Annotated in this window: 24 protein-coding genes; 9 read left to right on the top strand and 15 right to left on the bottom strand. The window is 65.1% G+C overall.

Annotation, left to right across the window (positions count from 1 at the left end; genetic code table 11):
- The first annotated feature begins 4 nt into the window (after positions 1-4).
- Positions 5-559: a DUF924 family protein gene (locus ASG57_RS16055; RefSeq protein ID WP_057196823.1), complete on the top strand. Its 555-nt coding sequence runs from the start codon at positions 5-7 to the stop codon at positions 557-559.
- A 107-nt stretch (positions 560-666) separates the two neighbouring features.
- Positions 667-1,152 carry a peroxiredoxin gene (locus ASG57_RS16050; RefSeq protein ID WP_024339002.1) on the top strand — a complete coding sequence of 162 codons (486 nt, stop codon included), beginning with the start codon at positions 667-669 and terminating at the stop codon, positions 1,150-1,152.
- Between the two features lie 48 nt (positions 1,153-1,200).
- On the opposite strand, the gene rnhA is transcribed toward ASG57_RS16050, so the two are convergent.
- From rnhA to ispH, 3 genes are read right to left on the bottom strand one after another with little or no spacing between them, the layout of a single operon-like run.
- Entirely contained in the window at positions 1,201-1,665 is a 465-nt protein-coding gene (gene rnhA, locus ASG57_RS16045) for a ribonuclease HI (protein ID WP_024339003.1), read from the bottom strand.
- Positions 1,662-2,645 carry a homoserine kinase gene (locus tag ASG57_RS16040; protein WP_057196822.1) on the bottom strand — a complete coding sequence of 328 codons (984 nt, stop codon included), beginning with the start codon at positions 2,643-2,645 and terminating at the stop codon, positions 1,662-1,664. The genes rnhA and ASG57_RS16040 overlap by 4 nt, the downstream gene beginning before the upstream one ends.
- Before the next feature lie 6 nt (positions 2,646-2,651).
- On the bottom strand, positions 2,652-3,620 hold the full coding sequence (ispH, locus tag ASG57_RS16035; RefSeq protein ID WP_024339005.1) for a 4-hydroxy-3-methylbut-2-enyl diphosphate reductase: 969 nt from the start codon (positions 3,618-3,620) through the stop codon (positions 2,652-2,654).
- Between the two features lie 265 nt (positions 3,621-3,885).
- Between ispH and ASG57_RS16030 the strand changes: the two genes are divergently transcribed.
- Positions 3,886-4,581, top strand: a complete 696-nt coding sequence (locus ASG57_RS16030; protein ID WP_024339006.1) for a DUF1013 domain-containing protein — start codon at positions 3,886-3,888, stop codon at positions 4,579-4,581.
- Positions 4,582-4,672: 91 nt separating this feature from the next.
- Here ASG57_RS16030 and ASG57_RS16025 read toward each other — a convergent pair whose 3' ends face one another.
- From ASG57_RS16025 to ASG57_RS16005, 5 genes are all read right to left on the bottom strand, one after another.
- Positions 4,673-5,419: an OmpW/AlkL family protein gene (locus tag ASG57_RS16025; RefSeq protein ID WP_024339007.1), complete on the bottom strand. Its 747-nt coding sequence runs from the start codon at positions 5,417-5,419 to the stop codon at positions 4,673-4,675.
- A gap of 192 nt (positions 5,420-5,611) precedes the next feature.
- A complete protein-coding gene (locus tag ASG57_RS16020; RefSeq protein WP_024339008.1) occupies positions 5,612-5,878 on the bottom strand; it encodes a hypothetical protein in 267 nt (88 codons plus the stop codon).
- A 119-nt stretch (positions 5,879-5,997) separates the two neighbouring features.
- Positions 5,998-7,908: a propionyl-CoA synthetase gene (locus ASG57_RS16015; RefSeq protein WP_057196821.1), complete on the bottom strand. Its 1,911-nt coding sequence runs from the start codon at positions 7,906-7,908 to the stop codon at positions 5,998-6,000.
- Between the two features lie 187 nt (positions 7,909-8,095).
- Complete coding sequence (locus ASG57_RS16010) at positions 8,096-9,484, bottom strand: tetratricopeptide repeat protein (RefSeq protein WP_057196820.1); 1,389 nt, start codon at positions 9,482-9,484, stop codon at positions 8,096-8,098.
- 125 nt (positions 9,485-9,609) lie between these two features.
- The gene (locus tag ASG57_RS16005; protein ID WP_057196819.1) at positions 9,610-10,368 is read right to left on the bottom strand and encodes a tetratricopeptide repeat protein; all 759 of its coding nucleotides are present in this window, start codon (positions 10,366-10,368) and stop codon (positions 9,610-9,612) included.
- A gap of 120 nt (positions 10,369-10,488) precedes the next feature.
- Between ASG57_RS16005 and ASG57_RS16000 the strand changes: the two genes are divergently transcribed.
- Together ASG57_RS16000 and ASG57_RS15995 are read left to right on the top strand one after the other, a co-directional pair.
- The gene (locus ASG57_RS16000; protein WP_156402713.1) at positions 10,489-12,066 is read left to right on the top strand and encodes a cation:proton antiporter; all 1,578 of its coding nucleotides are present in this window, start codon (positions 10,489-10,491) and stop codon (positions 12,064-12,066) included.
- A 106-nt stretch (positions 12,067-12,172) separates the two neighbouring features.
- Positions 12,173-12,943: a hypothetical protein gene (locus ASG57_RS15995; RefSeq protein WP_057196818.1), complete on the top strand. Its 771-nt coding sequence runs from the start codon at positions 12,173-12,175 to the stop codon at positions 12,941-12,943.
- Between the two features lie 75 nt (positions 12,944-13,018).
- Here ASG57_RS15995 and ASG57_RS15990 read toward each other — a convergent pair whose 3' ends face one another.
- From ASG57_RS15990 to ASG57_RS15970, 5 genes are all read right to left on the bottom strand, one after another.
- The gene (locus ASG57_RS15990; RefSeq protein ID WP_024339014.1) at positions 13,019-13,825 is read right to left on the bottom strand and encodes an SDR family NAD(P)-dependent oxidoreductase; all 807 of its coding nucleotides are present in this window, start codon (positions 13,823-13,825) and stop codon (positions 13,019-13,021) included.
- A 92-nt stretch (positions 13,826-13,917) separates the two neighbouring features.
- On the bottom strand, positions 13,918-14,331 hold the full coding sequence (locus tag ASG57_RS15985) for a DUF1850 domain-containing protein (RefSeq protein ID WP_035698080.1): 414 nt from the start codon (positions 14,329-14,331) through the stop codon (positions 13,918-13,920).
- Positions 14,292-16,403, bottom strand: a complete 2,112-nt coding sequence (locus ASG57_RS15980) for a TRAP transporter permease (RefSeq protein ID WP_024339016.1) — start codon at positions 16,401-16,403, stop codon at positions 14,292-14,294. The genes ASG57_RS15985 and ASG57_RS15980 overlap by 40 nt, the downstream gene beginning before the upstream one ends.
- Positions 16,404-16,510: 107 nt before the next feature.
- Positions 16,511-17,458, bottom strand: a complete 948-nt coding sequence (locus tag ASG57_RS15975; RefSeq protein WP_024339017.1) for a TAXI family TRAP transporter solute-binding subunit — start codon at positions 17,456-17,458, stop codon at positions 16,511-16,513.
- Between the two features lie 212 nt (positions 17,459-17,670).
- Entirely contained in the window at positions 17,671-18,150 is a 480-nt protein-coding gene (locus ASG57_RS15970) for a hypothetical protein (RefSeq protein ID WP_024339018.1), read from the bottom strand.
- Between the two features lie 195 nt (positions 18,151-18,345).
- Between ASG57_RS15970 and ASG57_RS15965 the strand changes: the two genes are divergently transcribed.
- Entirely contained in the window at positions 18,346-18,660 is a 315-nt protein-coding gene (locus ASG57_RS15965) for a hypothetical protein (RefSeq protein WP_024339019.1), read from the top strand.
- A 94-nt stretch (positions 18,661-18,754) separates the two neighbouring features.
- Here ASG57_RS15965 and ASG57_RS15960 read toward each other — a convergent pair whose 3' ends face one another.
- Together ASG57_RS15960 and ASG57_RS15955 are read right to left on the bottom strand one after the other, a co-directional pair.
- Positions 18,755-19,978, bottom strand: coding sequence for a hypothetical protein (locus tag ASG57_RS15960; RefSeq protein ID WP_024339020.1), 1,224 nt, complete (start codon positions 19,976-19,978; stop codon positions 18,755-18,757).
- A gap of 56 nt (positions 19,979-20,034) precedes the next feature.
- Complete coding sequence (locus ASG57_RS15955) at positions 20,035-20,661, bottom strand: NUDIX hydrolase (protein ID WP_156402712.1); 627 nt, start codon at positions 20,659-20,661, stop codon at positions 20,035-20,037.
- A 68-nt stretch (positions 20,662-20,729) separates the two neighbouring features.
- On the opposite strand from ASG57_RS15955, the gene ASG57_RS15950 reads away from it, so the two are divergent.
- The 3 genes from ASG57_RS15950 (at position 20,730) to ASG57_RS15940 (ending at position 23,817) form a co-directional block, all read left to right on the top strand.
- Positions 20,730-21,155 carry a PaaI family thioesterase gene (locus tag ASG57_RS15950; RefSeq protein WP_024339022.1) on the top strand — a complete coding sequence of 142 codons (426 nt, stop codon included), beginning with the start codon at positions 20,730-20,732 and terminating at the stop codon, positions 21,153-21,155.
- A 310-nt stretch (positions 21,156-21,465) separates the two neighbouring features.
- On the top strand, positions 21,466-22,488 hold the full coding sequence (locus ASG57_RS15945) for an aldo/keto reductase (protein WP_024339023.1): 1,023 nt from the start codon (positions 21,466-21,468) through the stop codon (positions 22,486-22,488).
- A gap of 15 nt (positions 22,489-22,503) precedes the next feature.
- Complete coding sequence (locus tag ASG57_RS15940; RefSeq protein ID WP_024339024.1) at positions 22,504-23,817, top strand: tetratricopeptide repeat protein; 1,314 nt, start codon at positions 22,504-22,506, stop codon at positions 23,815-23,817.
- Positions 23,818-23,832: the final 15 nt, after the last annotated feature.

The raw sequence follows: 23,832 nt of genomic DNA, 5'->3' as shown, positions 1-23,832 counted from the left end.
GTCCATGACCGACCCGGACGACGTTGGCCCGGCCGGCATTCTCGCGTTCTGGCGCGAGGCCGGCCGCGAGTGTTGGTACGCGCGCGATGAGGCTTTCGACGCGGAAATCAGGCGCCGCTTTCTCGCGCTCTGGCACAAGGCGGTCGCCGGGGAACTGGCGGCCTGGGAGGCGAGCGACGATGGGGCGCTGGCACTCGTCATTCTGCTCGATCAGTTTCCGCGCAACATGTTCCGCGGCACGCCCCAAGCCTTTGCCAGCGATGCGCTGGCGCGCGACGTTGCCCGTCGCGCCATCGAACGGGGCGCCGATCGCAGGATCGAGCCGGCCCTGCTCGAATTCCTCTACATGCCTTTCATGCATTCCGAGCACCTGGCGGACCAGGAGCACTGCGTTGCGCTGTTCGAACGCGCCGGCGACGCCGAGAGCCTGAAATACGCCCGGGACCACGCGGATATCATCCGCCGCTTCGGCCGCTTTCCCCACCGCAACAGCATTCTTGGCCGCGAGACTTCGCCGGACGAACAGGCTTTCCTGGACGGAGGCGGCTTTGCCGGCTGACCTGACCGTGAACGCCGGGGCGCCCCTTGCTGCTTCCGCGGCAGGCAATATTGTGCAGGCCCGCTTCAAGGTCTAAAACGCGGGACCGATTTCCAGGGAGAGTGACGATGGCGATCCAGATTGGCGACAAGCTGCCCGAGGCGAAATTCCGCGTGATGACGGCGGAAGGTCCCCAGGTGAAGACCACCGACGATATCTTCAAGGGTAAGAAGGTGGCGTTGTTCGCGGTGCCCGGCGCCTACACCGGCACCTGCCACAAGATGCATCTGCCGAGCATCTTCCTCAACGCCTATGCGATGAAGGACAAGGGCATCGACACCATCGCCATCGTCTCCGTCAACGACGCCTTCGTCATGAACGCCTGGAAGCGCGACACCGACCAGCGCGACGAGGCCGTCTTCCTCGCCGACGGCAATGCCGACTTCACCAAGGCGATCGGCATGGAGCTCGACGCCTCCGCCAACGGCCTCGGTATCCGCTCCAAGCGCTATTCGATGCTGGTCGAGGACGGCGTGGTCAAGAAGCTGAACCTCGAGGCGATGCCCGGCAAGGTCGAGGTCTCCGGCGGGGATACGCTGCTGGGGCAGCTGTAAGACTCTGGTCATTCCGGGGCGCGCGCAGGGCGAGCCCCGGAATGACACCTACTCCGTCACCCGCTGCTGCAACCGCGCCATGGCTATGCCGTCGCGGGCGAGCTGGTCGGCCCGCTCGTTCTCGGGGTGGCCGGCATGGCCCTTGACCCAGTGCCAGCGGACTTCGTGCTGCTTCAGCGCGGCATCCAGGCGCTGCCACAGCTCGACATTCTTCACCGGCTTCTTGTCGGCGGTGCGCCAGCCGTTGCGCTTCCAGCCGAAGATCCAGCCCGTGATGCCTTGTCGGACATACTGGCTGTCGGTGTAGAGATCGACCGTGCACGGCTTCTTCAGCGCTTCGAGCGCGGAGATCGCCGCCATCAGTTCCATCTGGTTGTTGGTGGTATGCCGCTCGCCGCCGTTCAGCTCCTTTTCCTTGTCGCCGAACTTCAGGATCGCGCCCCAGCCGCCCGGGCCGGGATTTCCCGAGCAGGCGCCATCGGTATAGATCGTGACATTGGGACGCTCGCTCACGCCACCAGCCCCGATGGCATCAGCCCATAGTCGCGTGCGCTCGCCACGCTCTGGTGGAAGCGCAATTTGCGGACATATTCCAGAGGATCCTTTGGCTTGACCAGCGCGCCCGGCGGCACGTTGAGCCAGTCGACCAGCCGCGTCAGCAGGAAACGGATCGCGGCGCCGCGCGCCAGCAGCGGCAGCGCCGCCTCTTCCGCCGAGGTGAGCTTTCGCACGCGGCCATAGGCGTTGAGGAAGGCGCGCGCCTTGGTGACGTTGAAGGAATGATCCGGCTCGAAGCACCAGGCGTTGAGGCAGATGGCGACGTCATAAGCCAGCATGTCGTTGCAGGCGAAGGTGAAGTCGATGATCCCCGAGAGCTTGTCGCCGAGAAAGAAGACATTGTCGTTGAAGAGATCTGCGTGGATGACGCCTTCCGGCAGATCGGTGGGCCAGATCCCGCTCGAGAGATGATCGAGCTCGGCGGCAAGAAAGTCGCGCAGGCCCGGCTGCACCTCGTCGGCGCGGTTCGAAGCCGCATCGAACAGCGGCCGCCAGCCGGAAACCGAGAGCGCATTGGCGCGCCGGATTGCAAAACTGGCGCCGGCCAGATGCATCCTTGCCAGCCCCTCGCCGACGCCGGCGCAATGCGCCGCATTCGGCTTGCGCGGCCAGACGCCTTCGAGAAAGGTGATGATCGCGGCGGGCCGGCCTGCGAGCTCGCGCAGCGACTCGCCGTCGCGTCCCTTCACGGGCAGCGGGCAATTGACGCCGTGCTCGGCAAGATGCGTCATCAGCGCCAGGAAGAACGGCAGGTCGTTCTTCGCCACGCGCTTCTCGTAGAGCGTGAGGATGAATGATCCCTTGCCGGTGTGCAGCAGGAAGTTGGAATTCTCGACGCCCTCGGCGATGCCCTTGTAGGAGAGCAATTCGCCGAGATCGTACTGTTTCAGGAAATCCGCAAGCTCGTCGGCGGCGACGTCGGTGTAGACCGCCATGAACGATCACTCGGCGGCGGCTTCGGGGCGCACCTGGCGCGGAAGCGGGAAGAACTCGTTTTCTTCCGCGGCCGAGACCGTCTCCACATGCAGCGTGAAGCGCTCGGCGAAGGCGTCCATGATCTCCTCGACGATGACTTCCGGCGCCGACGCGCCCGCGGTGATGCCGAGGCTCTTGATGTTCTCGAACCTGCTCCAGTCGAGGTCGGTTGCGCGCTGCGCCAGCACCGCGATCTTGCAGCCCTCTCGCTCGGCGACTTCGCGCAGGCGCTGCGAGTTCGACGAGTTGGGCGCGCCGACCACGATCAGCGCGTCCACCACAGGCGCCACCTTCTTCACCGCGAGCTGGCGGTTGGTGGTCGCATAGCAGATGTCTTCCTTGTGCGGCCCGTTGATGTTCGGGAAGCGCTCCTTGAGCAGCGCGACGATCTCCGCGGTGTCGTCGATCGACAGCGTGGTCTGGGTCACGAAGGCGAGGTTGTTGGGGTCCTTCGGCGTGATGGTCTTGGCGTCCTCGGCGGTCTCGATCAGGGTGACGGCGCCGGGCGGCAATTGGCCGAGCGTGCCGACCACCTCGGGATGATGGGAGTGGCCGATCAGGAAGATCTCGCGACCCCGCTTGAAATGGATCGCGGCCTCGCGGTGCACCTTCGTCACCAGCGGGCAGGTCGCATCCAGTGAGAACAGGTTGCGGGACTGGGCGTCGGCTGGAACCGATTTGGGCACGCCGTGCGCCGAGAACACCACGGGAGCGCTGGTGTTTTCCGGGATCTCTGCCAGCTCCTCGACGAAGATGGCGCCCTTCTTCTTCAACCCGTCGACGACATACTTGTTGTGCACAATCTCGTGGCGAACATAGACGGGGGCGCCGTATTTATCGAGCGCCCGCTCCACGGTGTCGATCGCCCGGACCACCCCGGCACAGAAGCCGCGGGGAGAACAAAGCACGATCTTGAGGTCTGGTTTGGCTGACATTGAGCGATCTCGTGACCGAATCGCCCGTTTCGCCTTGTGGCAGGGGGCGGTCGATGGATGGATTGGGGCTTAAAACTGTCGGCTTGAACCTTACAGCGGTTCAAAGGGAATTGGGCCCCCTTTCGGGCGGTGTCAAGGCACTATCTATAGCGGAACCATTGCGTGGCTACCCCCTCCCGGCTTATATAGCGCGAATTCCCTGTCATCGTTGATGACTACCGGTTTCGCCTCCAGAGGGGTGGGCGAAGCACAAAGGAGATTTGCCATGAGCAACGCACCTCTGATGCCCAAGGCGACCGCCGTCTGGCTGCTCGACAACACCGCGCTGACCTTCGACCAGGTCGCCGATTTCACCAAGATGCATCCCCTCGAGGTGCGCGCGATCGCCGACGGCGACGCGGCCCAGGGCATCAAGGGCATGGATCCCCTCTCCAACGGCCAATTGACCCGCGAGGAGATCGAGAAGGGTGAGAAGAACCCGGACTACCGGCTCCGCCTCCAGGAGAGCAAGGTGGTGCTGCCGCCCCAGCCCAAGCGCAAGGGACCGCGCTACACCCCGGTGTCGCGCCGCCACGAGCGCCCGAGCGCCATCCTCTGGCTGCTGCGCAACCACCCCGAGCTCAAGGACGCCCAGATCATGCGCCTGGTCGGCACCACCAAGAGCACGATCGCTAGCGTGCGCGACCGTACCCATTGGAACACGTCGGCGTTGACCCCGATCGATCCGGTCACGCTCGGCCTCTGCTCGCAGATCGAGCTCGATTTCGAGGTGCAGCGCGCCGCCAAGGAAAAGCCGATCGACGCGGCCTATGGCGGCGCCACCCTGCTGCCGGCCTCCGAGACCACCCGCAAGGACGAGTACGAGCCCGCGGAGAAGTCCAGCGACGACCTCAACGTGGACGCCGTATTCGCCAAGCTGAAGACGCTCGGCGGCAAGAAGCACGAAGACGAGGAGGAGTAAGGCTCCTCTTCATTCGCATCGAAGGCAAAGAAAAAACGCGGCAGGGACACCAGCCGCGTTTTTGTTTGTGCGCCCTGGTTCGGGCGTCGCGTCAGAACTTATACGTCACGCCCGCGCCGACCAGCCACGGATCGATGTGCGCGGTGCCGGTGACCGGCAACCCGCTGACGGTCGCGCTGTAGTTCGGACGCAGCCAGAGCTTCTTGACGTCGACGTTGAGACCCCAGTGCCGGTCGATCATGTAATCGAAGCCGAACTGGACGGCGCCGCCCCAGGCGTTGCTGACGTGCAGGTTGGTGGTGGTGGCGACGATCGCGGGGGGACCGGCGATTGCGGCAGGCACATTCGCGGCGGAATTGTTGAAGAACACGGTGTAGTTCACGCCCGCACCGATATAGGGCTTGAACGCGCCGAAATTGTCGAAGTGATATTGCAGCGTCAGCGTTGGCGGCAGCAGCGTGGTCTTGCCGATCGGCAGGTTCGCCAGCGAGCCGGTGCCGCTGATCGAATGCCGGGTCACACCCAGGATCAGCTCGGCCGCGATGTTCTTGGTGAAGAAATAGCTGATGTCGAGCTCGGGGACGACCTGATCGCTGATCGAGAGGCCGGAATTGGGTGACGAGAGCGAAGGCACGCCCGCCACGGTGACGCTGCTGCCGCCGCCATCGGGCAACACGCCCAGCGCGCGCAGGCGGATCATCCACGGATTGAACGCCTCCACCGGCGGCGGCGCCTTCTTGTAGACCGGCAGATCGGCAGCCTGCGCCGAGGCAAGAGTGCCCACGAGCATCGCGCCAATTGTGGCGAGCCGCGCCAGGTTTCTCGTCGTTCTATGCATTTCAATCCCCTTCAGCCATCTCTCGCGCATCGTCGCGCGACACGAGCGTCAGAGCAGAAAGGGGGGCGTGAAGGATTTGACGCCGATCAAATCAGGACAAGCGCGCCACGATTTGGCCGCGGCGTTGCAATTGTGTCACGGAAAGCCTGACGAATGGGCGCGTGGCGCAGCACCATAGTGCCGCGGCTCACATCACGGCCGCACGGGATTGTTCAGCATGTATTCGCCGAGATCGCGCTGGCGGCGGTCGGCGCGGGCGACGGCGGCATTGCGCTGGACGTCCCGATCCTTCCGGCAGGCCACGTATTCCGGCGAACCTTGCGCATAGCCCCGGCCCTGGCAGACCGCGTCATCGTCGTCGCCGCCCACCGCCACCGGCGTCTGGTAGCGCGCGGAGCAGGCAGCGAGTGCGAGGGCTAGCAGGGAGATTGCCCCATACTGCGCGAGCTTGGCTGACATTGGTCGTCCCGTCTCATTCATCATTGCCGGGCTTGGCCCGGCAATCCATCGAAATCAAGGCAATTGCTTGCTCATTGATGGATGCCCGGGTCAAGCCCCGGCATGACGGAAGAGCAAACTCACACCCGCCCCTTCAGGGCCTCCCCGATCTCCTCGAGCGCCTTGGGGTCCTCGATCGTCGCCGGCATGGTCCAGGACTCGCCGTCGGCGATCTTCTTGATGGTGCCGCGCAAGATCTTTCCGGAGCGCGTCTTGGGCAGGCGACCGACGGTGATGGCGAGCTTGAAGGCGGCGACCGGGCCGAGCTTGTCGCGCACCAATGCGATGATCTCCTTCTCGATCTCGGCGGGCGCGCGTTTCACGCCGGCCTTGAGCACGAGGAAGCCGCAGGGCACCTCGCCCTTGATCGCGTCCTTGACGCCGAGCACGGCGCATTCGGCGACGTCGGGATGCGAGGCCAGAATCTCCTCCATGCCGCCGGTGGAGAGCCGATGCCCGGCGACGTTGATGATGTCGTCGGTGCGGCCCATGACGAAGACATAGCCGTCGTCGTCCTTGTAGCCGGCATCGGACGTTTTGTAATAGCCGGGAAATTCGCTGAGATAGGCCTCCTTGAAGCGCTCGTCCTGATTCCACAGCGTCGGCAGGCAGCCCGGCGGCATCGGCAGCCTGATGACGATCGAGCCCATGGTGTTGGGACCTACCGGCTTGGCCGCTTCATCGACCACGTCGACCTGGTATCCCGGCATCGGCACCGTCGGCGAGCCGTGCTTCACCGGCAGCATGCCGAGCCCGACCGGATTGCCGGCGATGCACCAGCCGGTCTCGGTCTGCCACCAATGGTCGATCACCGGCACCTTCAGCTGCTGCTCCGCCCATTCCACCGTCGGCGGATCGGCGCGCTCGCCGGCGAGGAACAGCGTGCGGAACTTGGTGAGATCATATTGCCGGATGAATTTTCCTTCCGGATCCTCTTTCCGGATCGCGCGGAATGCGGTCGGCGCCGTGAAGAAGGCGACGGCCTTGTGCTCGCTGATGACGCGCCAGAATGCGCCGGCATCGGGCGTGCCGACCGGCTTGCCCTCATACATGATGGTGGTCGCGCCGTGGAACAGCGGCCCGTAGACGATGTAGCTGTGGCCGACCMCCCAGCCGATGTCGGAGCCGCACCACCAGACTTCCCCCGGCTTGACGCCATAGAGGTTGAACATCGACCATTTCACTGCAACGAGGTGCCCGCCATTGTCGCGCACGACGCCTTTCGGAATGCCCGTCGTACCCGAGGTGTAGAGGATGTAGAGCGGATCGGTGGCGGCAACGGGAACGCAGGGAGCCTTCTTGCCGTCGTTCAGCGCCTTTCGGCGCAGGCTCGCCCAATCATAGTCCCGGCCTGCAGTCAGATCGCAGGTGAGCTGCGGACGTTGCAGCACGATGCAGGCCTTCGGCTTGCTGCCGGCCAGCCTGATCGCCTCGTCGAGCAACGGCTTGTACTGCACGATGCGGCCCGGCTCGATGCCGCAGCTCGCGGAGAGAATAAGCTTCGGCTGGGCGTCGTCGATGCGAGTGGCAAGCTCCTTTGCGGCGAAGCCGCCGAACACCACCGAGTGCACCGCGCCGATCCGCGCGCAGGCGAGCATCGCAACCACCGCCTCGGGCACCATCGGCATATACAGAATGACTCGATCGCCCTTGGCGACGCCAAAATCGTGCATGATGGCGGCAAGCGCCTGCACCTCGTTCAGCAACTCCGCGTAGGTGAGCTTTGTGACCGAATTGGTCAGCGGCGAATCATGGATCAGCGCGAGCTGGTCGGCGCGGCCGCGTTCGACATGGCGGTCGAGCGCGTTGTAGCAGGTGTTGACGACACCGCCGGCGAACCAGCGGCCGTAGGTTCCTTGCGAGGGGTCGAAGATTTTTTTCGGCGACTCGACCCAGTCGATCTCCTTGGCCGCCTCGGACCAGAATCCTTCGGGATCGGCCAGCGAACGCGCGTGGACCTTGTGATAGAGACTCTCGCCCTGGACGTTCATTCCCGCGCTCCCATTCCCTTTTTTCGCTGGCCTTGACCTGACGACCGGACGAACGTCCCGCCATGATCAGGATCAATTGCCGGCTTCTTTGGCGGGTATTTTCCCGGGAATGGGCCGCGGTTCAAGCTGAAAGAACGGGTCATCTCCCTCTCCCGGTTCTTACGGGGCGAGGGACAAGAATCGGCCCTCAGCTTCCCACGGCGTTCAGCCGCTGCAGGCGATCCTGCATGATCTTCTTCAGATCATAGCCGGGACGGCCGAAGCTGGCGTTGCGGGTGGCGATGAAGGCGCGCTGGGTCTTGCGCAGGTCGCCCGCGGAACGTCCTTTCGAGGTCCTCAGCACACGTTCATAGGTCTCGGCGATCTGGCGGTCGAGCACGCCCAGCTGCGGATCGGCACAGATCGCCTTCTCGACCTCGCGTTTGGCCGTGGCGCAATCGAACGACGGGCCGCTATCGTCCGCCGAGCGCGCATGTATCGGACCTGGCGTTGCCGCGCCGAACTTGGCGATCTCGGCGATCATGCTGCGGCGGCCGTTCGCGGCATTCTCGTTGCCGGGGTCCAGCTTGAGCGCCGTCTCGTAGTCGGCCAGCGCCTTCTTGCGCTCCCCCATCTTCTTGTAGAGCACGGCGCGGTTGTTGTACGCCTTGGCGAAGTTCGGATCGAGTTTCAGCGCAGCCTCGTAGTCGCTCAGCGCAGCCCCGAGCTCGCCCTTGAACTGGTAGGAATCGCCGCGATTGGTCAGGAAGTTGGCGCGCTGCTCCCGCCGGATCGCCTGGTCGTAATCGGCGATCGCCTTGTCGTACTCCCCCATCGCAGCATAGGTCAGGCCGCGGTTATCATAATATTCCGGCACCTTCGGATCGAGCCTGATCGCCTCCCCGTCGTCGGCGACTGCCTTGTCGAGCTGGCCGAGCTTCTTATAGGCCGCGCCGCGATTGGTGTAGGTTCGCGCGCGGCTGGGATCGAGCCGCAGCGCCTCATCGAAATTCCTGATCGCCTTCTCGTTGTCGCCGCCGAGATAATAGGCCACGCCGCGGTCGGACCAGGCCTGCGCATCATCCGGCCTCAGCTTGATCGCCTGATCGTAATCCGCCAGCGCCCGGTCGAGTCGGCGCTGACTGGTGTAGACGACGCCGCGCGTCTCATAAGCCTCCGCATCCTCGGGATCGAGCTCGATCGCCTTGGTGAGATCCGCCGCAGCGCGATTGAGATCGCCGCCGGCCTCCCGCAAGATGTCGCCGCGCAGGCGCCAGGCCTTTGCATTCTTGCCGTCGAGCGCGATGGCGCGATCAAGATCGCGCAGCGCCCGCGTGAGGCCACCCGAGGTGCGCGCGTTGGCTTCGGCGCGGACGACGAGAGCCGCGCTGCGATCAGTGGTCGGATTTGAGGCCTGGTCGATGATGACGCTGCATGCCGAGATCAGCTCGGCCGGGTCAGCCTTGCTGCCCAGCACGCACTCGGTGCTCGCAGCGGCCGGAGCGAGAACAAGACTCATTGCCGCGCCAAGGAAGAGGGCGCGAAGCGAGATTTTGCGAGGCGGATGCGTTTGCGCGGAGGCTCGAATGCCGCACATGTTACAGAGCTCCATGACATCGGGTTCTCACCATTGTCGCTGCCGGCAATGGATGGGTTCAAAGAGGGGTTGTCAGGGTACCGGCGCCTCTCTCCGTCGCCCAGCCGCAGGAGAGGCGGCACACCTCAATACCCATCCACGCCGTTGAGCCGTTGCAGCCGCTCCTGCATGGCCTTCTTCAGGTCGTATCCCGGTCGGCCGAAATCGGCATTGCGGCGCGCGATGAACTCATCCTGCTCGCGCTGGAGCGCCTTCGCTTCACCGGCATTGCGCGCCTCGCGGATCACGCGGGCGTTCGATGCAAAGATCTCCCTATCGAGGTCGGCGAGTTCGCGATTGCCGCAGATCGCCTTTTCCACCGCCCGGCGTGCTCGCGCGCAATTGAAACTGGGCTTGCCGGCGATCGCCATCTGCGCGCCGATCCGCTCGAGCTCGCGTGCCATCGCCTTGTGATTTGCCTTGGCCTTCTCGTGGTTCGGATCGATCCTGAGCGCAGCGCCGAAATCCTGCACCGCCTTGGGCTTGTCGCCCTTCTTGAGCCAGAGTTCCCCCCGCGCGTTGAAGACATCCACAAGGGTCGGATCAAGCAGGAGAGCACGGCTGTCGTCAGCGACGGCACGGTCGACTTGGTCGTGCCGCGCATAGAGCGCGCCGCGCGCGATCAGGGCCTTGATCAGGTCCGCCTTCGCCGTCTTCTCATTGTCGATCACGGCGGCGCAGGCCGTGGCTGCCTTGTCCAGGTCGTCGGCCGCGGTGGCCGCGAGGCAGGACTCGAGATCGACCTGCACCACCGCAACCGGCTCGCCGCCGGTCGCAGCATCGACCGACGCAAGCGAGAGGCCGTAGAGCAGCCATGCGCCGAACAAGTGGTTGAGAAAACGCATGCTCGTTTCAAATCGGAAAGTTGTCTTGAGGTCTTGCGTAAGCTCTAGCCTTGAGTTCTTGCCTTGAGCTCTTGCCTTGCAGCCGCATCATCCATCATGCGGCCGGATTGGTGCTAGCTTGTGGCGCCGCTCAAATCGGGTTCGGGGATCATCGTGTCGACATTCGAATGGATCATCGCGCTTCTGCTCGGCGCCGTTGGCTTATCGGCGCTGGCGCGACGGATCAAGGTCCCCTACCCGACCTTTCTCGCCATCGGCGGCGCGCTGATCGCATTTGTGCCGTCCAGCCCGTCCTGGACGCTGGAGCCCGGCCTGGCCTTGGCGCTTTTTGTTGCACCTGTCCTGCTCGACGCCGCTTACGACACCTCGCTGCGCGATCTGCGAAACAATTGGGTTCCGGTCTCGACCCTGGTCGTCGCCGCGGTCGGCCTGACCACGGCCGGCGTCGCCTTCGTCGCGCACCGGCTGATGCCCGACATGCCCTGGGCCGCCGCGGTTGCGCTCGGCGCGATTGTCGCCCCGCCGGACGCAGCCGCTGCCGTCGCGATCCTGAGCCAGGTGAAGCTGCCCCATCGCATGGTCAAGGTACTGGAGGGCGAGAGCCTGCTCAACGATGCCAGCGCACTCCTGATCTATCACATTGCCGTCGGCGCCGTTGCCACCGAGCATCTGACCTGGGGCCAGGTTGCGCCGACCATGGCGCTGGTGCTGGTCGGCAGCGTCATCGCGGGCCTCGTCGCAGGCCGGATCATTCCGCTGTTCATGGAGCGGGTGACGGAGGCGCCCAGCGCGATCATCGTGCAGTTCGCCACCACGTTCATGGTCTGGATCGCCGCCGAGCATCTCGGCCTCTCCGGCATCCTCACGATCGTGGTCTATGCCATCACGGTTGCACGGACCGCGCCGGCGCGCATCCCGGCACGGCTGCGCGTGCCGTCCTATGCGGTCTGGGAAACGATGGTGTTCGTGCTCAACGTGCTCGCCTTCATGCTGATCGGCATGCAGATGCGGCCGATCTGGGCGCGGCTGGATGCGGACGTGCGCTGGGAATATTGCGTGGCCGCCGCCTCGATCCTCCTCACCGTGGTGCTGGTCCGGCTGTTCTGGGTGACATTCTATCGCACGACGCTGCGTGTGCTGGTCGCTCAAGGGATCTATCATCCGAAGGATCCGAAGCAGATTGCCTCGGCCAAGGGCGGCCTGATCATCTCCTGGTGCGGCATGCGCGGCCTCGTCACGCTCGCTGCAGCCTTTGCCCTGCCGGAGAGCTTCCCCCATCGCGACTTCATCGTCTTCATCGCGTTTGCGGTGGTGCTGGGATCGCTGGTGATCCAGGGCCTGACGCTACGGCCGCTGATCATCGCCTTCCGCCTCGAGGACGACGATCCGGTCGGCATCGAGGTCGCGCGCGGACGCGCGGTCGCCTATCGCGCCGCGCTCGATGCAATTGAAGGCGACCCGTCGGAAGAGGCCGAAATCCTGCGGCTCGAATATCGCGCCATCCTGATGCAGGCCGAAAACGATCCCAACGGCGGCATCGCCAATGGCGAGCTGCCTGCGGATCCCCTGCGCCGCCGCGCCATCGAGGCCGCACGCAGATCGATTTTCGATCTCCGCGCCACCGAGGTGATCGGCGACGACGCGTTTCACCGGCTGGAGGAGGAGCTCGATCGCGCAGAATTGAGCGCAGGGGGATGATTCTCGCCGGTCCGGCAAGCACGCAACAGCGCGCAACGATCCGGGACGGCACCATACGGTGAACGGCCGGATTGAACCAAAGCCCGCCCTCGCAGACTCACCCCAGATGACGACCCTGATCGACGACCGTCGTGTCCGCGCGCGAGATGCGTCGCCTGCACGATACTTTTATCTGAACATGTCCCTGGCCTGCGCGGCCACTGCGTTTCTTGGCTTCGCGCCGACCTATTGGATGCCGCTCGCCCGTGGTGCGCTCTCCGCGAGCCCCGTGATTCATTTTCACGGATTCTTGTTCTTCACCTGGACACTCTACTTCGTGCTCCAGACCTGGCTCGTGGCCTCCGGCCGCGTGGTCAATCATCGCGCGCTCGGGATCGCCGGTGTCTCGCTCGCCACCGCGATGACGATCTTCGGCTTCCTTGCCTCGGTCAGCTCGATGAAGAACGCTGCCGCGCTCGGGCAGGCCGACGCCGGCATCACCTTCTCGATCGTGCCGATGAGCGGGATCGCGTTCTTCGCACTGGTGTTCGTGCTGGCGATCATGAACACGCGAAAGCCCGATATTCACAGGCGGCTGATGCTGCTTGCCGCGGTTTCGATCCTGGACGCGGCGATCGCGCGCTGGTTCCTGACCTTCCTTGCGCCTCCGGGACCGCCCGGCCCGCCGCCGGTGCCGGTCACCATCGCGCCGGCCGTGGTCGCCTCGCTTCTGCTCGTCGTCGCCATGGTCCGCGACTGGCGCACCGAGGGCCGCGTGCATCCCGTCTATATCTACGGCACGCTCGCATTGCTGGCAGTGAAGGTGCTGAACTGGCCGATCAGCGAGACGGCGGTGTGGCACGCCTTTGCCGGCGGCATCCTGGCGCTGGCGCAATAGCTTTCGGTGTCGTCCCGGACCGGCGTGCGCTTGTGGCGCGCTTGTCCGGGACGGCAGCAGAGGGTGAGGCGGTGGTTACGCTCCCGCCTTGCACGTGATCCCGCCGTCGACCACGAGCTCGATCCCCGTCACGTATTTCGACTCGTCCGAGGCGAGGAACAGCGCGGCGTTGGCGACGTCGAAGGCATCGCCCATATGACCCATCGGCACCTGCGCGTCGCGCGCACGCCACATCGCCTCGACGTCACCCTTGGCGTAGCTGGCGGCGAGGCCGGCGGAATGCTCCACCATCGGCGTCTTCATCAGGCCGGGCAGGATCGCGTTGACGCGGACATGATGACGCGCGAACTCGATCGCGGTGGTGCGCGTCATCTGGTTCATGGCCGCCTTCGAGGTGCCGTAGGTGACGTAGGAGATGCCCATGTGGCGGATCGAGGCGATCGAGGAGATGTTGATGATCGAGCCGCCGCCCTGCTTCACCATGACGGGGATGACGTGCTTCATGGCGAGATAGGCGCTCTTGAGGTTGACGTTGAAGACGCGGTCCCAGCTCTCCTCGCTCACCTCGACCACGCTGCCCATCTCGGCGATGCCGACATTGTTGTCGAGCACGTCGATGCGGCCATAGGCCTTCAGGCACTCTGCCACCATCGTCTCGATCTCGGCGTGCCGCGAGACGTCGGCCGTGAACGGGATCGCCTTGCCGCCTTCGTCGGTGATGATCTTCGCGGTCTCCTCGGCGGCCGCGCCGTTGCGATCGACGCAGAACACCTGCGCGCCCTCGCGCGCGAAGGTCACCGCGGTCGCCTTGCCGTTGCCCCAGCCCGGACCGATCGAGCCGGCGCCCACGACCATCGCAACCTTGCCCCTGAGCCGATCCATCGTATGTCTCCCTGCTTATTCTTCTTGTAGCCCGGATGGAGCGCAGCGCAATCCGGGACCGCCGCCCCCGGATTTCGCTGCGCTCCATCCGGCTACGGTTCTTTACAGATGCTCATCTTGGTGACGTTAGCACCAATGGGATGGCCGACAATCTCCGAAAGCGTCCGGCATTGTCCGTCAACGCACAGCCGCCACTCCCCCGCCGCGCCCGAATTGCCAAGCACGACCTCCGGCGTCGGAGCACGCTGCGGCCGCCATTGAAACCAGCCGTCGACCAGCCGCGCCTCGGACGGCGGCTCCATGCCGGGGCCGGTGCCCTTGACGCGGGCCTGCACCAGTTCGAGGCCGGCGGGCGTGACACGCCAGTCTTCCTGCCAATCGACCTTTGCGATCGAATGCGTCCATACAAGCGTGAACGCGGACATCGCCAGCGCCTTCACGGAGCCTGCCGTTGCGAGGCAGAGGCTCACACGGCCTCGACGGGCGCCGACGGACGCTGCCGCCATTGCCACAGCACGAGCGCAGCGGCGAGCACGAAGCCTGCAGTGTCGCTGAAGGGGAATTCGCCGAGCAGGCAGAACGCCCCGCCGAGCGCGACCAGGCGCTCGATCAGCGTCAGCCGTGTGAACAGGAACCCGATCGCGACCATGCCGAACAAGCCGATCGCCACCAGCGCCTTCAGGCTCGCCAGCGCCACTGCGCCATAGAAGCCGAGCTTGGCCGCCATGGGATCGCCAGCCTGCAGCATCAGGGCGGGCGAATAGACGAAGATGAAGGGGATGACGTAGCCGGCGAGCGCGATGCGCATCGCCTCCCAGCCGATCTTGTCTGGATTCTCCTTGGCGATCGGTGCGGCCGCGAGCGCGGCCAGCGCCACCGGCGGCGAGAGGTCGGCCATGATGCCGTAATAGAACGCGAACATGTGGCTCGCGATCAGGGGCACGCCGAGTTTCGCGAGCGCCGGCGCGGCAAGCGCGGCGGTGATGATGTAGGTCGGGATGGTCGGAATGCCGGTGCCGAGCAGAATGGACAGCAGCATGGTCATGACCAGTGCCAGGAACAGGCTCTTCTCGCCGAGCCCGATCACCCAGCCGCCGAAGATGGTGCCGACGCCGGTCTGCGACATCATGCCGATGATGACGCCGACGATGGCGCAGGCCATGCCGACCGTGATGGCCGATTTTGCACTCTCGGCCAGCGCATCGCGGCAGGCGCGCAGCGCCGCAAAACCTCCACGGACGAACGCCGTGATCACGATCAGGCCGACCACGACCGTAGCAACCGGCACGATCTGGAGGCCGTCGCGCGACAGCGCGGCGACGACGAGCGCGAGCCCGATCCAGAAGATGTAGCGGATCACATTCGAGGAGGCGCCCGTCGTGACGGCGGTGCCGAGGATCAGCGTCACGGTCAGCGCAAGGCCCATGCTGCCGGCATAGAGCGGCGTGAAGCCCTCGAACAGCATGTAGACGAGCGCGGCGAGCGGCAGCACGAGATACCAGCGCGCCACCAGCGCCTTCCAGGCGCTCGGGATCTCCGAGCGCTTCATGCCGACGAGGCCATGCTTGCCGGCCTCCAGATGCACCATCCAGAAGGCCGAGGCAAAATAGAGCATTGCGGGGATCGCAGCCGCCTTCACGATCTCCGAGTACTGAACGCCAAGCGTTTCCGCCATGATGAAGGCGACCGCACCCATCACCGGCGGCATGATCTGTCCGCCCATCGAGGCCGTCGCCTCGACGCCGGCGGCGAAGGCGCGGCGATAGCCGAACCTGATCATCAAGGGAATCGTGAACTGGCCGACGGTGACGACGTTGGCGACACCCGAACCGGAGATCGTGCCCATCATGCCCGAGGCGAACACCGCAACCTTGGCAGGTCCGCCGCGGGTGCGGCCGAACAGGCCGAGCGAGACGTCGGTGAAGAGCTGGATCATGCCGGCGCGTTCCAGGAACGAGCCGAACAGGATGAACAGGAAGATGTACGTGGCCGAGACGTAGATCGGCACACCGTAGAAGCCTTCCGTGCCGAACGACAGATGGGTGATGACCTGGTCGAAATCGTAGCCCCGGTGATTGAGCGGCGACGGCAGGTACTGGCCGAAGAACCAGTAGACCAGGCAAGCCCCGCACATCAGCGGCAGCGCCGCGCCCATCAGCCGCCGCGTGCCCTCGAAGATCAGCACCGCGAGCAGCGTGCCGACCACGAGATCAAGCCGCGTTGGATCGCCGTCGCGCGCGATCAGGTCGGCATAGAAGATCCACTGATAGAGGCCGCAGTAGAAGCCGGCGCCGCCGATCACCCAGCCGGCCGCGCGGCCCAAATCGCTTCTCGCGGTGAAGTTTGCGATCAGGCCGAAGGTGAGCAGAACGAGGAAACCGACATGGACGCCGCGCACCACCTGGCTCGGCAGATAGTTGAAGGCGGCGACATAGAGCTGGAACACCGCAAAGGCGATGCCGATCCAATAGGCGAGCTGGCCCCACCTGCCCGGACCAAAGCCTTCGGGGAAGCCATGCTCGAAATTGTCAAACTCGACCTTGATGGGGGCCTCGGTAGCCTGTGCCTGCGATATCATATTTCCCGCGCCCTGAAATCGTCATGCCCGGGCTTGACCCGGGCATCGATCGAAAGATGAGTCCTGGAGGATGGATGGCCGGGGCAAGCCCGGCCATGACTCCTGTGCTACTTGATCAGCCCCTTTTCCTTGTAATAGCGGATCGCACCGGGATGCAGCGGAACCGGGCTGCCATTGGCCGCCGTCTCGAGCTTGATCTCCTTGCCCGCCGCATGCGCGTTGACGAGCTCGGGCAGCGACTCGTAGACCAGCTTGGTCATCTGGTAGGCGAGATCGTCGGACACGGCGGAGTTCGTGACGAGATAATTGATCACGGCCGCAGTCGGCACGTCCTTGTCCTGGCCGCTATAGGTGTTGGCCGGAATGACCGCGGAAACGAAGGGCGGGCCGATCTTGTCCACCGTCTCCTTCGGCACCGACACCACCGTGATCGGGCTGGAGGTCGACAGGTCCTTCAGCGAGGCGACGCCGAGCCCGGCTGATTGCAACGTGGCGTTGAGCTGCCGGTTCTTCATGAGATCGACGGATTCGGCGAACGGCAGATATTCGACCTTGCCGAGATCCTTGTAGCTCATGCCGGCGGCGCCGAGGATCGCGCGCGAGTTCAGCTCCGTTCCCGACTTCGGCGCGCCGACCGACAGGCTCTTGCCCTTGAGGTCGGCCAGCGTCTTGATGCCGCTCTCGGCGGTGGCGACGATCTGGATATAGTTCGGATAGATAGCGCCGATCGTGCGCAGCTTGTCGAGCTTGGTCTTGAAGCCCGCCTCCTCCTCGCCGTTCCAGGCGGCTTTCAGCGAGTCGCCCAGCGTGAACGCCAGCTCGCCGCGGCCCTGCTGCAGCAGGATCAGGTTCTCGACCGACGCCTTGGTGGCCTGCACCTGCGTCTTCACGTTCGGAATCTTCTCGCCGTAGATCTTCCCGATCGCGACCCCGAGCGGATAGTAGACGCCCGAGGTGCCGCCGGTCAGCACGTTGATGAAGGATTGCGCCTGAGCGCAAGGTGCCGACGCCGCCAGAGCAATAGCCGCGGCCACGCCGAAAATCGTCCGTTTCATGGTTGTTGTACTCCCCAAACCGGCGGCGAAATTGGCCGCATCAGGGGTGCGGGTCAACCCATCCAAAAGGCAAAACAGGACTGCGGCAACGGGCCGATCCGGCTCGACCTTGGGAACCCGCGGGGTGCGGCGAGGTGGCGCAGGAAACGGAGGAACACCTCTCCCGTTTGCTGGGCAGGGATCGAGGCGAGGCTGCCCCGTCGCCGACGATCCTACTGGAAGGTCATGTCCAGGCACTTGGAGATGTCGGAGCCGAGCCCGGACGAGATGATGATGCAGCCGCGCACCTTCTGCGCGCCGACGTCGGCGGCCCAGACCGCATAGCCGCCGGGACCGAAGAACGAGTTGGTGTTCGGCGGCTCGGTCTCCGTGGCGTCGAAATCGTACTTGCCGTCGGTTTCGAAGATGCGTGGCTTTTTGATGCAGCCGCCGTCGGTCTGGACGTTGATGACCTCCTTGTTGTCGCGGGTCAGCGCCAGCGAGACCTGACAACGGAAATATTCCGAGGTCCTGGTGTTGAAGAGATAGGTGTAGGATTTGCAGGTCGCCGTGTTCAGCTTGCCCGGGGCAAGGCCGCGGCTGCACGAGATGCGCTGGTTGTGACTGAGCTGGTAGTCATCGGCCCGGGCCGCCGGCGCCAGCGCGGTCAGCGACACCAAAGCAGCCCAGCAAAGCTTGAACACATGGCGCATCCGAATCATCCCTACCGATAATCTTGTCGAGTTGCGTTCTAGACGGAAAGCGGAACATAGTCGCGAGGGGCCGAAGGGAAAATCACAAGCTGCTGGGCAAGTCGTGATGCGCTGCGGCGCTTTCGCAAATTGACCCGGACATGTCGTTCGTGATTTGTTCAGGGCCGGACGCCCCAAGGACGGGGAGGATCGATCATGGCATTTTCAACCAGCACATTTGCACGCGTTTCGGGTGCGCTCTTGCCGATGCTCGGCGCGTTCGCCGCGCCGGCATTCGCGCAGACGGCGACACCGTGGGAGCTCAGGCCCGACATGGGCTATGCCTATGACAGGGACGGCAAGACCTATTCCTACAAGATGGGCACCAGCAACGCCGGCGAGTTGCTGAAGGGCGCCAAGAAGGTGCCGAAAGGCACGCTGTTCTTCATCGGCCAGAACGGCCAGCTCTACATGCGCAGCGGCCCGTATCTCGAGGGCGACGGCAAGTTCAAGTTCGGCCCGGATCAGTAAGGCGACGGCGAGTGGGCCTCAATCGAGACTCCGCGGCCCACTGGATGCCCCGGTCAAGGCCGGGGCATGACAGCGGAGCTTGGCGGGCACAGGGCTAAAACGCCGCCGCCAGCTCCCTCGCCCCGGCTTTGCTGCTGTTCGCATCCATCCGCTGGTCCGTCACGGCCAGCAGCTTGGCCACCGTATTGTGGCGGATCGCGACCGGGTTTCGCTCATAGCCGCCGCGCTGGAAAAAATTCGAGGTCGGCACCTGCTCGCGCATCGCCTGCGGCATCGTCACCATGTCGAGGCCCGTGCCGTCGCCGGTGAGGTTCATCATCTCGAGCTCGGCCGCGGAGAGCGGGCGGGAGTGGCCCTTGGCGCGCGCGAACAGCACAGAGGTCAGCAGCTTGTGGGTCTGCAGCATCGGCCCGATGTCGATGTCGAGGACCATCGCATGCATGGCCCAGCCTTGGGGAGTCCTGCCCATCTTCTCGTGCTCCGACCAGGTGTCGGGCACTGACTTCGCGTGCGCCACCATTTTCTTGAGCACGGCGAGCTTGTGCTCCAGCGCATGGCGCGCCGGCCCCGGGGTCCGCGTGACCTTCTCGGAGAGCGCGCGAATGAGCTCATGGCCCTGCTCGGCCAGCAGCTCGACGCTGTTGGTGGTGAGGAGCTGGTTGTAGCCCATCGCGGTCGAGATCGCGCGCTTGCCGCCATGCTCGATGCCGGCCTGCACGTCGTGAGTGCCGGTGCCGCCGGTCTCGAACGCGTAGACCCGCACCGCCTGCTCGCGCGTCAGCCCGGATGCGAGGGCGTAGCGGGCATAGGCGCGCTTGAACTCGACCTCGCTGGTCGGCCGTTGCGGCGTGAACCGGTAAAGCTCCTGCGCCGCGCGCAGAAAATCGGCGGTCACCGGAATCGGTTTCCGGGGCCGCTCCGGCGTTTCCTCCGGCTCGGGATTCACCGGCTTCTTCGGCCCGTTATAGAGCGGCGGATGCTCGAGAACGTAATCGTCGAGCGTGATCTGCTGCCCGCTGCGCCGCTTGGCGTTGCGCGTCTTCCGCTTCTCGTAGATCTGGCTCCAATAGGCGCCGGCCTCAGCGTCGAAGGCTGCGCGCGCGGCCTGGTACTCCGCGAGCTTGCGGCGATATTCGAGCACGGCCGGCGAGGCGCCACCTTGCGCGAAAAACTGTGACAGCAGCTGGGCGTTGGCATTGCGGACGGCCGGCGGCAGCACGTCGGCCTCGGCGCGCGCGGCGGGCGAGCTCAGGACAAGCGCGAGCTGAACCAGCGCAAGGGGAACCAATGCCTTGGGCTTTCGAAAGGAATGATGCATGCAGCTCTCTTAGCAGGCATCGGGTAACCGTTGCGTTAACGCGCCGTTTACCATCGTCACTTCCAGGCAAACACCGGTTGTTCCAAGTCTGTGACGCGGGTCTGCCGACCCGCGAGCACCTCGCGGAACTGGTAGATCAGCGCCGCGGTCGGGGCGTGGATCAGGCTCATCTGGTGATGGAAGCGGATCACGCGACGGCTGCTCTCGGGAATTGCGACGAAGTCGAAAGCGTCCTCGCGCTCGATCGTGGCGAGCGCGATACGATGGACGGACGCGACCTCGTCCAGGTTCGGCTTGATCGCGGCGGCATCGGGAGCCCACACCACGACCGGCGTGATCAGATAGCCGGAACGCGTCGGATAATCGTCGAGCGTGCCGAGCACATCCGCATTCGTGAGGCGAAGGCCAAGCTCCTCGTCGATCTCGCGGAGTGCGGCTTCGACCGGTGTTTCGCCAGGGTCGCAGCGGCCGCCCGGCAGCGCCCATTGACCGCCATGCGCGCGCAGATGCGATGCACGCAACGTGAGCAGTAGCGCCGTGTCGTCGCCGTCGCTCGCGGTCAGCGCGACAGCCACCGCGGCACGCTTCAATGCCGCCGGCGCGCCGTCCTCCGGCAGGCGCGCGAAGGCCGCGCAGGCAGCCGCGATATTCCGTCTTGTGGCATCGTCGAACGGTCTCATGATGCTTGACTACACTACGTCCGGCCTCGATGAAATGAGCTCGCAAGGCCCGCACAGGAATGGACGACGACATGACCAACAAGGCCGCCGCAAGGCTGAAATCGGACGGCTGGAGCATCCTGGAGACCACGGGCTTCCTGCACCTGATCGGCCCCTTGTGGGAACGCAAGGTCGACGGGCATCACGAGTTCGCACTCGCCACCGAAGACAAGCATCACAACCGCCGCGGCATGGTCCAGGGCGGCGTGATGATGACCTTTGCCGATCGAACCTGCGGCATGACCGCCCGCTACGTCTCCGGCAAGGATTACCTGGCAACGGTGCAGCTCGACACCCATTTCGTCGAGGCCGGCCAGATCGGCGACGTCCTCATTTCCCGCCCCCGCGTGGTGCGCTCGACCCGCAGCCTGATCTTCATGAGCACGGAGGTGACGGTGGATGGCCGCTGCATCGTCATGGCCAATGGCGTGTTCAAGATACTGAAGGGGCCGGGGTAGGGATGGTTTGGTCAGGCCGTCACCGTCGCAGCCACACCCTCCGCTGTCGTCCCTCGACTAGCCGGGTGCCCGGTACGCCGCAGCCTCTCGATTCAATCCCGATCGTCTCTGGAATGCTGGATCGCCCGATCAATTCGGGCGACGACACCGGCTAAGGGGCATGAGCGCTCCCCACACGATCATTGTGAGGAGCTCTTGCGACGAAGCAATCCAGCATCTTTCCGCGGATGCAGTTCTGGATTGCTTCGCTGCGCTCGCAATGACGCCGCTGGCTGGCTATGCTGCCGGGACCGAACACCGAGGACAGCCCATGCAATACCGCCAGCTCGGCCGCAGCGGCCTGAAAGTGTCGCCGATCTGCCTGGGCACCATGATGTTCGGCGGGCCGACCGATGAAGCCGCATCGAAGCGGATCATCGCCAAGGCACGCGATACCGGGATCAACTTCATCGATACTGCGGACGCCTATTCGAAAGGTGCATCGGAGGAAGTCGTGGGGCGAGCGATCGGCGACAATCGCCATTCCTGGGTGCTCGCGACAAAACTCGCAAATCCCATGAACACGGGGATGGGCAGCGATCCCAATCGCGGCGGGCTGTCGCGGCGCTGGGTGTTGCAGGCCGCGGACGAAAGCCTGCGGCGGCTCGGCACAGATCACATCGACATCTACTATCTGCACAAGGAAGACCACGCGACACCGCTGGAAGAAACGGTGCGCGCGATGGGCGACCTGATCCGCGCGGGCAAGGTGCGCTACTTTGGAGTCTCGAACTACCGCGCCTGGCGCGTCGCCGAGATCTGCAACATCTGCGACCGGCTCGGCATCGACCGCCCCGCGGTGAGCCAGCCTTATTACAACGCCATGAACCGCATGCCGGAGGTCGAGCACTTTCCGGCCTGCTCATACTACGGTCTCGGCATCGTGCCCTACAGTCCCTTGGCGCGCGGCGTGCTCACCGGCAAATACAAGCCAGATGCAGCGCCCGACAAGGAGACGCGCGCGGGCCGCAACGACACCCGCATGATGCAGACCGAATGGCGACCGGAATCGCTTCAGCTCGCGCAGGAGATCAAGACGCATGCGGAGCGCAAGGGCATCACCGCCGGCCAGTTCGCGGTCGCCTGGGTGTTGAACTCCGCTTTCGTCTCCTCGGTGATCGCCGGTCCCCGCACCGAGGAGCAATGGGACGGCTACATCGGCGCGCTCGACTATCGGTTTACCGCAGAGGACGAGGCGCTGATCGACAGGCTGGTGGCGCCGGGCCATCCCTCGACGCCCGGCTACAACGATCCGGCCTATCCGATCGAAGGCCGCCGCGCGCGGACGGCGTGAGAACGGGAGACCACGATGACGCTCGAAGATCGCTACGGCCTACCGCTCTCCACCTCTTCGCACGAGGCAGCAAGCGCCTATCGCGAGGGCGTCGACCTCATGCTCGCGGGCTGGACCGGCACGGCGGAGACGCTGGAGCGCGCGATTGCGACGGACCCGGATTTCGCGCTTCCCCATATCGCCCGCGGCCGCGTGCACGCCTTCTACCAGCAGGGCGATCTCGCGCGCGGAAAGGCGGCCCTGGCGCGCGAGCTCGTGGCCAAGCGCGGCACCGAGCGGGAGCGCTCGCACGTCGAGACGCTGGCGCTCGCGATCGAGGGCCGGCTGCCGGACGCGATCGCTGCGATGCGCAAGCATGTCGAGGCATGGCCGCGCGATGCATTGGTGCTGTCGCTGCCGCTCGGCGCGTTCGGCCTGTTCGCCTTCTCCGGCATGGCCGACCACGATCGCGCCCGGCACGAACTGTGCGAGAGCGTCGCGCGGCATTACGGCGAGGACTGGTGGTTCCTCACCATGTCGGGCTGGGCCATGACGGAAAACGGCGACGTCGCGCGCGGCCGCGCCGTCACCGAGCGCGGCTTCAACCTGCGCCGGCAGAACGCCCACGCAGCGCACGCAGTGCTGCACGCGATGTTCGAGGACGGATCGATCGAGGCGGCCGACCGCCTCGTCGACGAATGGATTCCGGGCTACGGCCGCGATGGAATTCTGCACGGCCACATCCGCTGGCATCAGGCGCTCGGCGCGCTGGAGCATGACGATGCGGCGCGCGCGCTCGCGATCTATGCCGATGTGCTTCAGCCGGCCGCCACGAAGGCGCCACCGCTCAACCTCGTCACCGATGCCGCCTCATTGCTGTGGCGTCTCACGATCTACGGCCATACCGTGCCGCAGGCGGTGTGGCGGGAGGCCGCGGCGGCAGCGCAAGAGCTGTTTCCGAAGTCGAGCCTCTCTTTTGCCGACGTCCACATGGCGCTGTTCGCGGCGGCAACGCAGAACCACCAGGCGCTCGCCGCGCGTCTTGCGGTGATCGAGCAACGGCTCGCTGAAGGTAAGCTGCCGGCCGGCGCGGTGGTGCCGGCGATCTGCCGGGCGCTCGCGGCTTTCGCCGAGGAGGATTACGGGACTTGCGTACGAATCCTCACACCGGTCCTCACCGAGGTGGCGCGGATCGGCGGAAGCCACGCCCAGCGCGAATTGATCGAGGACACCTATATCGTCGCGCTGATGCGCGGCGGGGAGTTGCCCCGCGCCCGCGCTCTGCTGGACGCCCGCTTGCACCGCCGGCCCTCCCTGCGTGATAAGCGCTGGCAGGCGGCGATGGCTTGAGGCAGGATGCAAAAA

Source organism: Bradyrhizobium sp. Leaf396 (genome assembly GCF_001424605.1).
Classification (GTDB): domain Bacteria; phylum Pseudomonadota; class Alphaproteobacteria; order Rhizobiales; family Xanthobacteraceae; genus Bradyrhizobium; species Bradyrhizobium japonicum_C.
This window is presented reverse-complemented; position numbering and strand designations above follow the sequence as displayed.

Bases quoted from the DNA above. Each gene is read 5' to 3' on its own strand.
- ASG57_RS16055 (WP_057196823.1), top strand. From the start codon at position 5: ATGACCGACCCGGACGACGTTGGCCCGGCCGGCATTCTCGCGTTCTGG.
- ASG57_RS16050 (WP_024339002.1), top strand. From the start codon at position 667: ATGGCGATCCAGATTGGCGACAAGCTGCCCGAGGCGAAATTCCGCGTG.
- ASG57_RS16040 (WP_057196822.1), bottom strand. From the start codon at position 2,645: ATGGCGGTCTACACCGACGTCGCCGCCGACGAGCTTGCGGATTTCCTG.
- ispH (WP_024339005.1), bottom strand. From the start codon at position 3,620: ATGTCAGCCAAACCAGACCTCAAGATCGTGCTTTGTTCTCCCCGCGGC.
- ASG57_RS16030 (WP_024339006.1), top strand. From the start codon at position 3,886: ATGAGCAACGCACCTCTGATGCCCAAGGCGACCGCCGTCTGGCTGCTC.
- ASG57_RS16025 (WP_024339007.1), bottom strand. From the start codon at position 5,419: ATGCATAGAACGACGAGAAACCTGGCGCGGCTCGCCACAATTGGCGCG.
- ASG57_RS16020 (WP_024339008.1), bottom strand. From the start codon at position 5,878: ATGTCAGCCAAGCTCGCGCAGTATGGGGCAATCTCCCTGCTAGCCCTC.
- ASG57_RS16010 (WP_057196820.1), bottom strand. From the start codon at position 9,484: ATGTGCGGCATTCGAGCCTCCGCGCAAACGCATCCGCCTCGCAAAATC.
- ASG57_RS16005 (WP_057196819.1), bottom strand. From the start codon at position 10,368: ATGCGTTTTCTCAACCACTTGTTCGGCGCATGGCTGCTCTACGGCCTC.
- ASG57_RS15995 (WP_057196818.1), top strand. From the start codon at position 12,173: ATGACGACCCTGATCGACGACCGTCGTGTCCGCGCGCGAGATGCGTCG.
- ASG57_RS15990 (WP_024339014.1), bottom strand. From the start codon at position 13,825: ATGGATCGGCTCAGGGGCAAGGTTGCGATGGTCGTGGGCGCCGGCTCG.
- ASG57_RS15985 (WP_035698080.1), bottom strand. From the start codon at position 14,331: ATGGCGGCAGCGTCCGTCGGCGCCCGTCGAGGCCGTGTGAGCCTCTGC.
- ASG57_RS15980 (WP_024339016.1), bottom strand. From the start codon at position 16,403: ATGATATCGCAGGCACAGGCTACCGAGGCCCCCATCAAGGTCGAGTTT.
- ASG57_RS15975 (WP_024339017.1), bottom strand. From the start codon at position 17,458: ATGAAACGGACGATTTTCGGCGTGGCCGCGGCTATTGCTCTGGCGGCG.
- ASG57_RS15970 (WP_024339018.1), bottom strand. From the start codon at position 18,150: ATGCGCCATGTGTTCAAGCTTTGCTGGGCTGCTTTGGTGTCGCTGACC.
- ASG57_RS15965 (WP_024339019.1), top strand. From the start codon at position 18,346: ATGGCATTTTCAACCAGCACATTTGCACGCGTTTCGGGTGCGCTCTTG.
- ASG57_RS15960 (WP_024339020.1), bottom strand. From the start codon at position 19,978: ATGCATCATTCCTTTCGAAAGCCCAAGGCATTGGTTCCCCTTGCGCTG.
- ASG57_RS15950 (WP_024339022.1), top strand. From the start codon at position 20,730: ATGACCAACAAGGCCGCCGCAAGGCTGAAATCGGACGGCTGGAGCATC.
- ASG57_RS15945 (WP_024339023.1), top strand. From the start codon at position 21,466: ATGCAATACCGCCAGCTCGGCCGCAGCGGCCTGAAAGTGTCGCCGATC.
- ASG57_RS15940 (WP_024339024.1), top strand. From the start codon at position 22,504: ATGACGCTCGAAGATCGCTACGGCCTACCGCTCTCCACCTCTTCGCAC.